Origin of the sequence: Deinococcus fonticola, from assembly GCF_004634215.1 — a bacterium.
In the GTDB taxonomy this organism is placed as follows: domain Bacteria; phylum Deinococcota; class Deinococci; order Deinococcales; family Deinococcaceae; genus Deinococcus; species Deinococcus fonticola.
Genome location: NZ_SMMH01000001.1, coordinates 151,704 through 165,698 on the forward strand (window position 1 = coordinate 151,704; position 13,995 = coordinate 165,698).

Consider the following 13,995-nt stretch of genomic DNA (forward strand, 5'->3'; position numbering starts at 1 on the left):
GCGGCTAAGGGCAGATGACTGAAGCGGTCTAGCGGATCTCGAATTTTGTCATGGGCGTGCCAAACAACCCCCAGTGTTGTATCTCGTAAACTCCCGGCTTCAACTTGATCCGCAAAGGCCAGCTTTCCAGGTGGCTTTCACCCGGTTTCAAGGTGGTTGGTCTCAGATCTCCCGTGCAAGGTTGTGTAGAAGGCGTTTCAAACATCGTTTTGCCTCGCCGGTCACGAATCAGAAATTTCGTGCCGCACAGGCGTAAATCCTGCGAGAAAACCTTGCTGGAAATGTTACGCGTCCTCACTTGAACCGTGACTGGCTTCTCGGCCAGCACCACAGGCGGCATGACGACCTGCTGAACCACTTGCGGAGCCTGATGAACCGTAAAAAATGTCGTCAGAGTAGTCTTGTGTCCATTTAACGTGTCATTCAATGAAATGACCGCTTTATAAGGCCCGAAAGCCAGAAGCTTGGAGTAGTTGACCTTCTGAATGTGCCGTCCACCCGGCGGAATCGTGATGTCCGTCAACGGTTCAATGCAAGCCTTAATTTCCCCCACCACTTTCCGCGTCCACTGACTCGTTATTGACGTGACTGGACAGGTGTAAATGTTGAATTTCTCTGCCTTCTTCCCGGTGTTCTCCAGCAGCACCGTGAAAGTGATCGGCTCACCGAGGATGGCATCTTTAGGCGGGTACACCGCGAATTTCAAACCCTCAGCGGAAGCCGCAGGCAGGAGACAGGAGATAATCAGCGCTGCAAGCCATTTCATGGTTTCACCGCAAAGGTCTTTGACGTATTCCAGTGGCCCCACAAAATTGCAGTGTACTGTCCGGCGGGAAGTTTTAAGGGCTGCTGTCCGGTGTAAAAAAGCGGCTTGGTGATGGTTTGGCCCGGCTGAAAGGTCGTTTCATTCAGAATGTCGGGGCAGGCCAGACGTTCCCGGCGGTTGTCGAAGACGACTTTCCCGTGCTGGTTGCGGATAATTAGCCCCGTAATGCACAGCCGAAGGTCAATGCTGGTCTTACTGCGCCATATATTCGTGAAAGCCACGCTGACGGGAATGGGTTGTCCCGCTTGCAAATCCTTCGGAATTCGCAACTGCGGAATTAGGGGCCCCGGCCCAATGCGAAGGGTGGTGCTGGCCGGCGTGGGGTTCGGGAAAGTGGGCACGGTCACGATGGCGGTGTACTCGCCCGGAGTGAGACGGAACGGAACATCCACCTGAAATGTTTTCTTCTGTCCGGGTGCGAGGGTAACGGACTTGCCGACAATGCAATTTGCCAGGGCTGGATTGAACACCTGCGGTGCGCCGCCCGCCTTGTCGAACACCTTGAACATGGGGCAGGGAATGCTCCCATCCAGCAGGACGTTGCCGACTGTCAGGGGGATTCTCGTATAGTTCGCCACTACCACGGGCAGGCGCACAGGTTGCCCCGCCAGCGCGTCCAGCGTGAATGGGCGGTAAACGCTCGGATCGGCTCCCAGCCGCACTTTGACCTGGGCCGAAGCGGCAGGTGACAGCAGGAAGGGCAACAGGCAGGCGAGCAGACGGCGCATGGCTCACTGTCCCTGTTTTCGTTGACGGGGTTCTGAACACCTCGACGAACCTTCTGTTCCTGACTGACCGGACGGTACGGGACTTTTCAGGTCTGGGCGCGGCGCTAAGCTGCCGGGCGTGACTCGACCTCAAAGCGAACAGGTGCCGGAACCCCAGCCCACGGCCACCAGGCCCGACACCGCCCATCCCGCCGCGCAAGACCCGTCCATCGGGCGCGTTCCTGGCCGGCCAGCCGTCAGCAAGCCCGCCACCGACCCGAAAGTCCTCGATTCCGCCTTCCTGAAAACGGCGCGCGGTGAACAGGCCCCGCACACGCCGGTATGGTTCATGCGGCAGGCCGGGCGCTACATGCCCGAATACCGCGCCCTCCGCGCTGGCAAAAGCATGCTGGACTGCATCCGCACGCCGGATCTGGCCGCCGAAATCACCTTGCAACCCATCAAGGCCTTTCCGCTGGACGCCGCCATTCTGTTCAACGACATCCTGACGCCGCTGCCCACCATGGGCCTCGACCTGGACTTCGTGGGCGGCGTCGGCCCGGTGATCCACAACCCCATTTCCAGCCCGAAGGACGTGGACATGCTGGGCGTTCCCGCGACCGCAGAAAGCATGCCTTACACCGCAGAAAGCATCAAACTGATCGTGCCCGAACTCAATTCGCGCGGCCTGCCGTTGATCGGCTTTGTGGGGGCGCCGTTCACGCTCGCCAGTTACGCCATCGAGGGCAAAGGCAGCCGCAACTACGAGAAGACCAAGCGCTTCATGTACGCCGAGCCGGCCGCCTGGGAACGCCTGATGGGCAAATTCGAGGCGCTGCTGGCCGATTACCTCACCGAACAGGTGAAGGCCGGCGCGAGTGCCGTGCAGATCTTCGACTCTTGGGTCGGCGCCCTGTCGGTCTACGACTACCGCACCTTCGTGAAGCCCGCCACCGCCCGCCTGATCGAGCGCGTGAAGGCCCTGGGCGTTCCCGTCATCTACTTTGGCACCGGTGCCACCCACCTGATGCCCGACATGGCCAGCATGGGCACCCGTGTGGTCGGCGCCGACTGGCGCCTGCCGCTGGATGACGCCTGGAAACTCCTGCAACCCGGCCAGAGCATTCAGGGAAACATCGACCCGCTGCTGATGCAGGCCCCCTGGCGCGAACTGAAGCACCAGACCGACCGCGTGCTGGCCGAAGCGAATGGACGCCCCGGCCACATCTTCAACGTCGGCCACGGGCTGCTGCCGGAAACGCCCATGGACGCCGTGCGGCGCGTCACAGACTACGTACACGAGAAAACCAGTCAGTGAAGTGAGGCTGGGCTGACAGCTGCCTTCTCTGCTCCGCTACGCGTCCGGAGAGGGGAGAGGAGAACACCGGGCATCCCGGCGCAGTCTGAAGCCCACTTTTAGACACCACTCCGCCACGAGCTTCAAAAGGACGGAAAATCAACCATGCCTACTTACCGTTCCAGAACCACCACCGAAGGCCGCAACATGGCGGGCGCCCGCGCACTGTGGCGGGCGACGGGGATGCAGGAAGGGGATTTTCAGAAGCCGATCATCGCGGTGGTCAATTCCTTCACGCAGTTCGTGCCGGGTCACGTGCATCTGAAAGACCTGGGCCAGCTGGTCGCCCGTGAAATCGAGGCGGCGGGCGGCGTGGCCAAGGAGTTCAACACCATTGCCGTGGACGACGGTATCGCCATGGGTCACGACGGCATGCTGTACTCGCTGCCCAGCCGCGAAATCATTGCTGACAGCGTGGAGTACATGGTGAACGCCCACTGCGCCGACGCGATGGTGTGCATCAGCAATTGCGACAAGATCACCCCCGGCATGCTGATGGCCGCGCTGCGCCTGAATATTCCCGTCGTGTTCGTGTCCGGTGGCCCCATGGAAGCCGGCAAGGTGCGCCTCGGGGAGGGCGAGAAAGCCCTTGACCTGGTGGACGCGATGGTCATGGCCGCCGACGACAGCGTGAGTCAGGAAGACCTCGACCTGGTCGAGCGCAGCGCCTGTCCCACCTGCGGTTCCTGCTCGGGCATGTTCACGGCGAACTCGATGAACTGCCTCACCGAGGCGCTGGGCCTGTCGCTACCGGGAAACGGTTCGGTGCTGGCGACGCACAGTGACCGTCAGAACCTGTTCAAACGCGCTGGGCACCTGATCGTCGACCTGGCCAAACGCTATTACGAGGGCGACGACGAGGGCGTTCTGCCGCGCAACATCGCCACGTTTGAAGCGTTCGAGAACGCCATGACCCTGGACATCGCCATGGGCGGTTCCACGAATACCGTGCTGCACCTGCTGGCCGCCGCCCACGAGGCGGGCGTGGACTTCACCATGCAGGACATCGACCGCCTGTCGCGCCGCGTTCCGGTGCTGTGCAAGGTCGCGCCTGCCAAGGCCGACGTTCACATGGAAGACGTTCACCGCGCTGGGGGCATCATGGCGATCCTGGGACAACTGGAGAACGCCGGGCTGCTGAACACCAGCGTGACCACCGTCCACTCGGGCACCCTGCAGGACGCCCTGAACACCTGGGACGTGACCCGCACGCAGAACGAGGCAACCCACGAGTTCTACCGCGCCGCGCCGGGCGGGATTCCCACGGTGTTCGCCTTCTCGCAGTCGCGCCGTTACCGCGAACTGGACACGGATCGCGAAAGCGGCGTGATTCGCGCGGCCGGGCACGCCTTCTCGCAGGATGGCGGGCTGGCCGTGCTTTACGGTAATCTCGCGGAGGACGGCTGCATCGTCAAGACCGCCGGCGTGGACGAGAGCATCCTGAAATTCACCGGCACCGCCCGCGTCTTCGAGTCGCAGGACGCCGCTGTGGACGGCATTCTCGGCGGTGACGTGGTCGAAGGCGAGGTCGTGCTGATCCGCTACGAAGGCCCACGCGGTGGCCCCGGCATGCAGGAAATGCTATACCCCACCAGTTACCTGAAATCCAGGGGGCTGGGAAAAGCCTGCGCGCTGGTCACCGACGGGCGTTTCAGCGGGGGAAGCAGCGGCCTGTCCATCGGTCACGTTTCGCCTGAAGCGGCGGAAGGCGGCACGATTGGCCTGGTCGAAACCGGGGACACCATTGAAATCGACATTCCGAACCGCACCATTCACCTCGCGGTGGACGACGCGGAACTGGCCGCCCGCCGCGCCCGACGCGAGGAGCTGGGCTGGAAACCCGCCGAAGCCCGTCCCCGCAAAATCACCGCGGCGTTACGCGCTTACGCGAGCATGACCACCAGTGCCGCCAAAGGCGCTGTCCGGAACATTTAGAGCCTTCAGTGCCAGGGCGCTTACGGTTTCACCACCTGGAAACGGAAGCGTCCCGTTTTCTGGTCGAACACCAGCTTGGCCAGCACCGCCTCCCGGTCGTACCCACTCACGATATGGATGGTCGTTCCATGCTGCGGCAGTTCAAAGGTGTAGAAGCCCGGCTCCCCACCGATATCCTTGACCTTGACGCGGTTTGCTTTCAGGAGGGCGGCCTCATCCAGTTTCGGCATGACCTGCCGGGTCACGTCCCTGAACCCCTGCTGAGGATCAAGGAATTTGAACACCGTCGTGACGCACACCGGGCCGCAGCCGGTGGTCATCAGGCCAATCAGGTCACGGCCCTGGTAACGCCACACGGCCATCTGCCCGCCGCCCTCCCACGCGCCACCAAATTCAAGGTAATCGTTCGCCAGGTCCGCATTCACAAAGGTCACGCCTGGAAACTGAGCCCTCACTTTCATCCAGTAGTCCAGCACCGTGGGCCTCGCCTGCGCGGATGAACCCAGCAGGAAGGCGGCCAGGGCAAAAGTTTTCAGGTGAAATTGCATAGTGAACCTCCAGAAGCCGCGTGACGCCCTTTTCTGCACCACTTTCCTGCACCATAAGGCACCACGCGCCCCGCCCGAAACGATTTTGTCGCCGCTTGCCCGGCGTTCTCAGGAGAAACCATGACGACACAAGCTGACCAGACCGCGCCCATCGGCATTCTTTTCATGGCTTACGGCGGCCCCGAGTCGCTGGACGACATGCCCGGTTACCTGTCCGATATTCGCGCCGGACGCGTCACGTCTTCCGCCGTGCTGGACGAAATTACCAACAATTACCGCCAGATCGGCGGCAAGTCGCCGCTGCCGGAGTTCACGCGCGCTCAGGTGGACGCCACCATGCGGCAACTGGAAAGCACCCGCCGACCCCTGAGGGCCTACATCGGCATGCGGCACTGGTCACCGTGGATCGAGGACGCTGTGCGCGACATGCTCGACGACGGCATCACGCAGGCGGTCGCCATCGTGCTCGCGCCGCACTACTCGTCCCTCAGCGTGGCGAAGTACCAGAAGAAGATCAAGGCCGCGCTGGAGATGTACCACGGTCACATCGACTTTGCTTTTATCGACGATTACCACACCGAACCCGGTTACATCACCGCCCTGGCCGACCGCGTGCGCGCAGGCATTCAGAGCTTCCCCGAAGCCGAACGGGGCGACGTTCACGTGATCCTCTCGGCGCACAGCCTGCCCGTTCGCATCGAGAAGGAAGGCGACCCGTACTCCAAACAACTGCTGGAAAGCGCCCACCTGATCGCCACTCACGCGGGCCTGCGGGGCGACCAGTGGTCCTGGAGTTACCAGTCCGCCGGACGCAGCCCGGAACCGTGGCTCGGGCCGCAACTCGACGAGCACATGCACGACCTCGCCGCAAAAGGCGTGAAAAAAGTCGTGAGTGTTCCCGTCGGCTTCGTCTCGGATCACGTGGAAATTCTGTTCGACATCGACATCGCCGCGCAGGAAGTCGCGCAGGAACTCGGCATGACGCTGGTGCGCCCGCCCGCGCTCAACACGGATCCGCTGTTTATCGGCACGCTGGCCAGCGTGATCGAGCGCAAGGTGGCCGCCCTGTGAATGAAAGCACTGCCCCGGCCCCCGTTCTTATCGTGGGCGGCGGCATGACCGGCCTGGCCGCCGCGTGGGAATTGCAGCAGCAGAACGTGCCCTACGTGCTTTTCGAGGCGAGTGGCCTGCTGGGGGGCAAGGTGGAAACCACCCTCACGGACGAGGGGTTCCTGATCGAGAAGGCGGCGGACGCGTTCATTCTCGGCAAGCCTTACGCGGCGCAACTGGCGCGCGAGGTGGGGCTGGAAGCCGAGGCCATTCACCCGCGTGAGGACACGAAGAAGTTGTATTTCCTGCGCGGCGGGCGCCTGCTGGATTTTCCCGGCCACCTGAAGATGTTCGTTCCGCTGGACGACGAGGCGTTCCGGGCCAGCGGGGTGCTGTCGCCAGGGGGCACCGAGCGGTTTCTGAATGAGGTAAATGTTCCCCCTAAGCCTCCGACCGCCGAGGACGAGTCCCTGGCGTCGTTCGTGATCCGGCGATTCGGGGAGGAAGCCCTGAATTTCATCGTGCCCATCGCGGCGGGCATCTACGTGGCGAATCCTTACGAACTGAGCATGCAGGCCGCCTTCCCGCAGTTCCTGAAAATGGAGCAGGACTACGGCTCGCTGATCACCGGGAGTCGGGCGACCCCACGGGCCAGCGGGCCTATTTTCATGTCGTTCCGGGAGGGCATGGGGGCCCTCCCGGCAGCCATCGCGGCGAAACTCACGGGTGAAGTGCGGCTGAACACGCCGGTTTTGCGCGTTCACCCGGACGGCGTCACGCTGGCGGGCGGCGAGAAGGTGGCCGGGAGTGGTGTGATCCTGGCCCTGCCGGCGTGGTACGCCGCGCCCATGCTGTCGCAGGGGTTCCCAGAAACCGCGCAGCTGGTCGGCGAACTCAGGGCCAACAGTTCCGTCGCGGTGACCCTGGCGTATCGCCGGGAGGACATCGAGTTCGACATGAACATGCACGGCCTGCTGGTGGACGCCAGTGAGGGCATCCCGCTGAAGGCCATGACCGTTCACAGCGCCAAGTTGCACGGCCGCGCCCCCGAAGGCCACGTTCTGGTGCGCTGCTTTTTCGTCGGGCTGGAACCTATGGCCGCCTACCGTGAAGCGGTCAAGGAAGTCGGGCGCCTGCTGGGGGCGAAAGAAGCCCCCCTCGACCACTGGTACGGTGATTGGCGCGGCAAAAACCCCGCCTATCAGGTCGGTCACCTGGAACAACTGGCCCGCATCCGCCAGAGCCTGCCCCCCAACGTGAAAATTGGCGGCGCCAGTTTCACCGGCGTCGGCATTCCCGACTGCGTGAACGCCGGGCGCACGATGGCGCGGGAAGTGATGATCCTGCGGGCCGCAGAGGCCTAGCAGAGGAGGTAGGGAAAAGGGGAAGAGAGAACGTTGTTTCCGCTCTTCCCCTTTCGCATGCTCCCCGTTACTTCCGTTTCAGTGCCGCGTCCCGGTAGAACTTCTCGATGCCCAGCGCAATGGTCTGCGCGAAGCGTTCCTGTCCGGTGGGGCTCATCATCAGGCGCAGGTTGGCCTTGTCGGTCAGGAAAGCCATCTCGATCAGGATGCTCAATTGCGTGGTGGGGCGGGTCAGCGCCAGGTTCTGGTAATGGATGCCGTCGTTTCCCACGTCCGGCATGGTTTTCAGGAAGCTGCCGAGGACACTGTCGGCCAGTTCGCGGGCCTGCGGGTGGTAGTAGTACACGCCCGCGCCGCGCCGGGTTTTCGGGTCGACGCCGTCCGGCAGGGCATTAGCATGAATGCTGACCAGCAGGTCGGCGTTTTTCTCCTCGGCCAGCAGCGGGCGGTTGTAGATGGGCACCGTCGCGTCGCTGTCGCGGGTCAGGATCACGTTCGCGCCTTTCTCTTTCAGGAGGGCCGCGACGCGTAGGCCCACGGCCAAGTCGATGCCTTTCTCGGGGACGCGCAGGGGGCCGGCCCCGCCGTTCTCGGTGCCGCCGTGTCCGGGGTCGATGACGATGGTGCGGCCCTGTAGCGGGCTGCGGACGTCCAGTTTCGGGGCGTCTTTCACGCGCAGGGTCAGCACGTTCTGGTCGTCGTAGGTGGCGTCGTAGCCCCAGGGCTGGCCTTTCAGATCCACATGCACGCGGGCCACGCCGTCGGCGTCCTGCCACCAGCGCACGTCCCTCACGGTGCCGTCCGGGAAGTCCGACACGATGTAATCCACGTCCGCAATAGTGTGGTACAGGCGCAGGTCGAAGCTCGAGGTCTGCTCACCGACCTGCTGTTCCACCGTGAAGGGCACTTTTGCCGGCAGCAGCAGTTGCACGGCGCTGAAGTCTGCCCCGCGTTTCACGTTGATGTTGGTGAAGATGGCGCGCGGCAGGGGCGTACCTTCCGGCTTCAGGGTCAGTGTGGATTTCGGTGCATTGAGGGTCAGGGTGCTGCTCGCCTGCACAGTGTACGTGCTGCCTTCCTCGCCCACGATCACGGTCTGGGCGCCGGGGCGCGGGTACACCACGTAGTTGCGCCCGGCGCCGTTGCGCCACACGAACGTCCCCGCCTGAATGCCGCGCCCCGGAATGGCGGCGGTCACCTCCGCGACCCTCGGCCCGGTGTTCGTGACGCTCAGTTTGCCTTTGGTGCCGGCGCTGGTCGTGGTGCCGTCCGGGGCGGTCAGGCTGAACGTCACGGGCGTGGCGGCCAGCTGCGCCGGCAGCATGAATGTCCCCGCGTACTGGCCCGCCTTGCCCTCGACCATCGGGAACGGCCCCAGATCCCCCACCTTGAAGGTCGCTTTACCGCCCGCCGTGCCGGTGAAACTCACGGGAACGCCGCGCATCTCCAGGTTCGTGGGTTGCAGATACGCGACCCGGTCGACGGCCGGCAGCGCACTGTCCTCCACGATCTGCGCCGCGCCCGTCAGGGTTTTCGGGGGCGTGCTGGTGATTCTCAGTTCCCGCGTGCTGGTCTGCCCGTTCAGGGTGGAGGAGAGGGTCAGGGTGTTCTCGCCTTCCTTGAGCGGCACCCACTCGATAAACAGGCCGTCCGCGCCGACCAGGGTGGGCATGCCGCTGATGCTGAGGGTCGCGCCGGGTTTCACGCTGCCTTCTATCAGCACATGATCGAAAGCCACGGCGTACTTATCGCCGGGATACGCGATGTAAATGGCTTCGTCGCTGACCGGGGCCAGGATCGACGCGGGTGCGGGGGGCGTGGCGGTCTGGGCGGCACTGACGCTGAAGCTGGTGAGCAGCAGAGAACTGAGCAGAAATTTATTCATGATGACCCCCGAAGATTCGGATGAGGGAGGGCGCACGAGTCGCTGCCCCGCACCTTCCACCCTAAATGTAATATTGACCATATGCACGCCAAATTTTCTTGACGTCGCCCCGCCGCAGCGACTAGTATTCGACTCAAGAATCTTCTCAGGTTCCCTTAATTCGGCCTCACGTCAGGTGAGGTGGACGCTGTTTCCTGCCTTGTGGCTTCCAGTGTGAAGTCCGGGCGCCTACCGACAGGAGTGGAGTGAAGTCATGATTCTGAAGACACGCAAGCGCAAGAGCGTTGCCCTCGGGGCAGCCCTGGTTCTCAGTGGCCTGCTGGTGGGCTGTAACCCTGCCACCACGCCCGACCCCGGCACCGGCAACCCCGGCACCGGCAACCCCGGCACCGGCAACCCCGGCACCGGCAACCCCGGCACCGGCAACCCCGGCACGCAACCGCCGGCCAACAGCTACCCGGTGGGCAACGGCACCATCACGGGCACCGTGGTCGACCAGAACATCGGGGCCGCGGTGGCCGGCAGCACCGTGACGCTTTACCACAACGGCCAGCTGGCCGGCACCTTTACCACCGACGCCAACGGCATGTTCACGGTCACCAAGATCGCCTCGGGCACCTACGACTTCAAGGCCCGCAAGGCGGGAATGGCCGGCAGTGACCTCTACGGCGTGGACGCCACCGCCGACACCACCAGCCTGAGAATCGTGCAGCGCCCCGCCTTCGATACCTCGGCGACCACTACGCCCGCCAAACTGGTCATCACGCGCGCCGACGGCAGCTCCATCTCGGGCACCACCTTCACCGACACCCTGGACTTCAAGGTCAAGACCGCGGCGGACTCCGACCACGTGCCGCCTGTTCGCATCGTGTACGCGCAGCTCGGGCGTATTCCCGGCAGTGCGGCGGTGACTTCCTCGACCACCACCAACAACTGGATCTACAACCCCGCGCAGGATCTGGTGGACGGCATGTTCGACACCGGGGGCGTCACGCTGCCCGGCAAGAACCAGCCCAACTTCCTGTCCGGGTACGGCACCGCCGCCGGGGAAAAAGTCTTCCTGAACATCATGGCGGTGGACTTCAACTACAACTACTCCACCTACAGCATTCCCATCATCCTGAAAACGACTTCCACGCTGACCAAGAACACCGTGCTGGCGCCTACCAAAGCTGCCGCCACCGCCTTCACCCTGAAACAGGAAGGTTCCTGGACGACCCCCTACGTCGCCCCCGCTAACGACGCTGCTGGTAACGCCGCCACGCCGGAAAACCAGGCCGCCCCCAGCGGTTCGGGCATCTACGTGGATGTGCGCTGGTGCTACACCGACCTGACCGACGCCGCCAAGCCCTACGCCTTCGACGTGGAACGCGCCACCGACGGCACGACCTTCCGCAAGATCGGCACGGTTTCGGGCGGCAACAACAAGAACTGCTCGGCCGACGCCCTGCAGCGCCCCTTCAACTACCGCGACAACAGCGCCGACCTGAGCGTCGGGAAGACCTACACCTACCGCGTGGTGGCGCGCGCCGCGAATACCGTGGCCAGCAACACCACCCAGACCACGCCCATCGGGCAGTTCCAGCCCACGCTGGTCTCTCCCGGCGACGAGGCGACCGGGGTTTCCCTGCGCCCCACCTTCGTGATCCGGCAAAACCAGCTGGCCATCGGTGCGGACGGCGCGGGCTACAACATCAGGCTGCGCGACCTCTACAACCTCACCGGCTACAACCTGCCCGGCTCTTCCCCCAACGCCCTGTTCCGGGTCGAGGAAGGCACCGGCGCCAGTGGCAACGGCATTCCCGCCGGTCAGTCCGTGGTCTACATCCAGTCCGGCAGCCGCCTGACGCCGCCGACCGAGGACAACCTGATCCTGACCGACACCGCCAGCGTGTTCCTGGAAAAGCCGCGTAACTTCTTCCCGGTGGACACCACCAAGCACGAGGTCAGCCTGCCCTTCTCGCTGCTGCTGGATTCGGACACCGCCGAGTTCAGCCTTCAGCCGCTGCGTCCCTACCAGTGGGCACTGTACTCGGCCATCGCCTACAAGTACGCCCCCAACGAGGATCACCGCGTCTCGGCCTACTCGGTGTACACCTGGCCGTCCACGTCCACACCCGTGCTGCCCATCGCCACGACCCGCGGCGTCAACCAGAACTTCGACTTCGTGACCGGGGACAAATGAGTCCCGCCCCCAGAGGACGAACCATGATGCGTAAACACTCCCTTCCCTTTCTTGCGGGCCTGACCCTCACGGCCCTCCTCGCGGGCTGCGGTCAACCCAGCGCCCCCACCGCCAGCCAGCCCGTCTCGGCCTCGCCCACCGGCCTGACCAGCGCCGGCTCACTGCGCTACGTACAGAACGAGGTGCTGGTCGGCTACACCGACGAAGCCTCGCTGCAAGCGGCGGCCAAAGCCATGAACGGTACGGTGCTCGACCGCCTGCCGGAAATTCAGACCGCCCTGGTGCGCGTCAGTGGCGACGCCCTGAAGGTCTCCGCCAAGGCGCGCGGCGTCTCGGGCCTGCGGTACGCCATCGTCAACTCCGCCGTGGCGAAAACCGACGTGGTGACCCACGGCGGCGCCCCGCTGGCCGCGCAGGGTGTGCCGTCCGACCAGATCTTCGACGAGCTGCCGCAGTACGCCCTCGACCCCCGGCACCTGAACGCCAAGGCCGCCTGGGACAAGGGCCTGACCGGCAAGGGCGTCATCGTGGCGGTCATGGACGACCCCGGCGACGTGACCCACCCGGATCTGGCCGCCAACTGGGCCGGCAAGGCGTACGACGCCTACGCCAACAAGACCTACACCAGCGGCGAAGCCTGGAAGAAACTGGTCGCCAGCGACTACGCTTCACACGGCACCTTCGTGGCCTCCAGCATCGTGGCCGTGAAGAACGGCAAGGGCATCGTGGGGGTCGCGCCCGAAGCGAAGTGGTACCCCATCATGATCAACCCCGCGCGCGAGGCCACCAACGAGTTCTACTCGGACTTCGCCATTGCCCGCGCGGCCATCTGGGCAGCGGCCAACGGTGCGCGGGTCATCAACAACTCCTGGGGCGGCGGCCTGGGCGTGGGCGCCACCAAGGACGCCTTCGATTACGCCATGGATCAGGGCATCGTGGTGGTCGCCTCGGCCGGCAACACCTACCAGGATCAGTTCCAGTTTCCGGCCGGCATGCCGGGCGTGATCGCTTCGGCTGCCCTGGACGGCAGCAACCGCCGCGTGACCTTCAGCACGGCGGGGCGCCACATCTCCACCGGGGCACCCGGTCAGGACGTGATTCTGGCCAACCCCACCTGGGCGGGCGGCGGCTTTGAACTGATTTCCGGTACGTCGTTCTCCGGCCCGTACACGGCGGGCGTGGCGGCCCTGGTGATCCAGAAGTGCCCCGAGGCCACGCCTTACCAGGTGCGCCGCGTGATGGAAATGAATGCGGACGGCAGCATCGGCACCAACCCGAACGGCTTTGACCGTGACACGGGCTGGGGCCGACTGGACGCCGGCAAGATCGCCGCCAACCTGAACTGCGCGGCGCTGCCCGAGAAGGGCGCCAACGTAGCGGTGGAGGTGGGCTACGTCGACCTGAAGGGCACCAGCCCCGGCATCTTCGCGGACGTGATGCTGCGCGGCAAAGGCATGCGCCCCGGCGACAACACCGACTCGACCCCCTGGTATTTCACCGAGACCAATGCCCAGGGCGTCGCGCGCTTCGCCGAGATCAAGCCCGGCACCTACGACGTGTACGTGGCCGGCACCGACCTCTCGGTGACGGGGGGAGCCAACGAAGACCGCGGCACGTATATAGGTACCCTGGTCGCCACCAGCGGTTCGACCTACTCGCGCCCGGACATGAAGCGCATCCTGGTGACCGGCACCTCGCCGGACCTGAACCCGGTCGATCCTTACGAGCCGAACGATACGCCCGAAACGGCCACGCCCATCAAGTACGGCCAGACCACCCAGACCGCCTACCTGTTCGGCAAGCCGCAGGACGCCGACTACTTCAAGTTCGAGGCCAAGGCCGGCGACAAGATCACGGCCGACGTGCTGGCCCGCGCGCGCCTCGGCGGCACGCTGGACTCCTACCTGTTCCTGCTCGGCCCCGACGGCAAGACCGTGCTGGCCGACAACGATGACCGTGGCGACCCGCGCATCGATCAGGACTCGGCGGTCAGCTACACCATCGCCAAGGACGGCACGTACTACCTGCTGGTCTCCAGTTGCGCCATCTCGTGCAACCCCGAGGCCCCGGAAGACGACAACAACCCCTTCAACAAGTACCAGTTGAAACTCGTCAAGAACTGAGCTTTCTCTGCAAGA

General features: G+C 64.2%; 10 protein-coding genes. 6 read left to right on the top strand and 4 right to left on the bottom strand.

All coding sequences use genetic code 11. The annotated features are described in order from the left end of the window. Window positions 1-28: 28 nt before the first annotated feature. Together E5Z01_RS00815 and E5Z01_RS00820 are read right to left on the bottom strand one after the other, a co-directional pair. On the bottom strand, window positions 29-766 hold the full coding sequence (locus E5Z01_RS00815; RefSeq protein ID WP_167757700.1) for a hypothetical protein: 738 nt from the start codon (window positions 764-766) through the stop codon (window positions 29-31). Continuing rightward, a complete protein-coding gene (locus E5Z01_RS00820) occupies window positions 763-1,554 on the bottom strand; it encodes a COG1361 family protein (protein WP_135227633.1) in 792 nt (263 codons plus the stop codon). The genes E5Z01_RS00815 and E5Z01_RS00820 overlap by 4 nt, the downstream gene beginning before the upstream one ends. Window positions 1,555-1,672: 118 nt before the next feature. Here E5Z01_RS00820 and hemE point away from each other — a divergent pair, with 118 nt between their 5' ends. Together hemE and ilvD are read left to right on the top strand one after the other, a co-directional pair. Beyond that, entirely contained in the window at window positions 1,673-2,851 is a 1,179-nt protein-coding gene (hemE, locus tag E5Z01_RS00825; protein WP_135227634.1) for a uroporphyrinogen decarboxylase, read from the top strand. Window positions 2,852-2,995: 144 nt separating this feature from the next. After that, window positions 2,996-4,825: a dihydroxy-acid dehydratase gene (gene ilvD, locus E5Z01_RS00830; RefSeq protein WP_135227635.1), complete on the top strand. Its 1,830-nt coding sequence runs from the start codon at window positions 2,996-2,998 to the stop codon at window positions 4,823-4,825. Between the two features lie 20 nt (window positions 4,826-4,845). Here the strand turns inward: ilvD and E5Z01_RS00835 are convergent, their stop codons facing one another. Further along, window positions 4,846-5,373 (bottom strand): hypothetical protein, encoded by a 528-nt coding sequence (locus tag E5Z01_RS00835; protein ID WP_135227636.1) that lies wholly within the window; start codon window positions 5,371-5,373, stop codon window positions 4,846-4,848. 120 nt (window positions 5,374-5,493) lie between these two features. On the opposite strand from E5Z01_RS00835, the gene hemH reads away from it, so the two are divergent. Continuing rightward, on the top strand, window positions 5,494-6,444 hold the full coding sequence (gene hemH, locus E5Z01_RS00840) for a ferrochelatase (protein ID WP_135227637.1): 951 nt from the start codon (window positions 5,494-5,496) through the stop codon (window positions 6,442-6,444). Further along, window positions 6,441-7,787 (top strand): protoporphyrinogen oxidase, encoded by a 1,347-nt coding sequence (gene hemG / locus E5Z01_RS00845; RefSeq protein ID WP_240738110.1) that lies wholly within the window; start codon window positions 6,441-6,443, stop codon window positions 7,785-7,787. Before hemH ends, hemG begins: the two co-directional genes overlap by 4 nt. A gap of 67 nt (window positions 7,788-7,854) precedes the next feature. Here the strand turns inward: hemG and E5Z01_RS00850 are convergent, their stop codons facing one another. After that, window positions 7,855-9,672, bottom strand: coding sequence for an N-acetylmuramoyl-L-alanine amidase family protein (locus tag E5Z01_RS00850; RefSeq protein ID WP_135227638.1), 1,818 nt, complete (start codon window positions 9,670-9,672; stop codon window positions 7,855-7,857). Between the two features lie 253 nt (window positions 9,673-9,925). Here E5Z01_RS00850 and E5Z01_RS00855 point away from each other — a divergent pair, with 253 nt between their 5' ends. Then, complete coding sequence (locus tag E5Z01_RS00855) at window positions 9,926-11,857, top strand: carboxypeptidase-like regulatory domain-containing protein (RefSeq protein ID WP_135227639.1); 1,932 nt, start codon at window positions 9,926-9,928, stop codon at window positions 11,855-11,857. Between the two features lie 23 nt (window positions 11,858-11,880). Next, on the top strand, window positions 11,881-13,980 hold the full coding sequence (locus tag E5Z01_RS00860) for a S8 family serine peptidase (RefSeq protein ID WP_240738111.1): 2,100 nt from the start codon (window positions 11,881-11,883) through the stop codon (window positions 13,978-13,980). Window positions 13,981-13,995: the final 15 nt, after the last annotated feature.

Bases quoted from the DNA above. Each gene is read 5' to 3' on its own strand.
- hemH (WP_135227637.1), top strand. From the start codon at position 5,494: ATGACGACACAAGCTGACCAGACCGCGCCCATCGGCATTCTTTTCATG.
- E5Z01_RS00850 (WP_135227638.1), bottom strand. From the start codon at position 9,672: ATGAATAAATTTCTGCTCAGTTCTCTGCTGCTCACCAGCTTCAGCGTC.
- E5Z01_RS00855 (WP_135227639.1), top strand. From the start codon at position 9,926: ATGATTCTGAAGACACGCAAGCGCAAGAGCGTTGCCCTCGGGGCAGCC.
- ilvD (WP_135227635.1), top strand. From the start codon at position 2,996: ATGCCTACTTACCGTTCCAGAACCACCACCGAAGGCCGCAACATGGCG.
- E5Z01_RS00835 (WP_135227636.1), bottom strand. From the start codon at position 5,373: ATGCAATTTCACCTGAAAACTTTTGCCCTGGCCGCCTTCCTGCTGGGT.
- E5Z01_RS00860 (WP_240738111.1), top strand. From the start codon at position 11,881: ATGATGCGTAAACACTCCCTTCCCTTTCTTGCGGGCCTGACCCTCACG.
- E5Z01_RS00820 (WP_135227633.1), bottom strand. From the start codon at position 1,554: ATGCGCCGTCTGCTCGCCTGCCTGTTGCCCTTCCTGCTGTCACCTGCC.
- E5Z01_RS00815 (WP_167757700.1), bottom strand. From the start codon at position 766: ATGAAATGGCTTGCAGCGCTGATTATCTCCTGTCTCCTGCCTGCGGCT.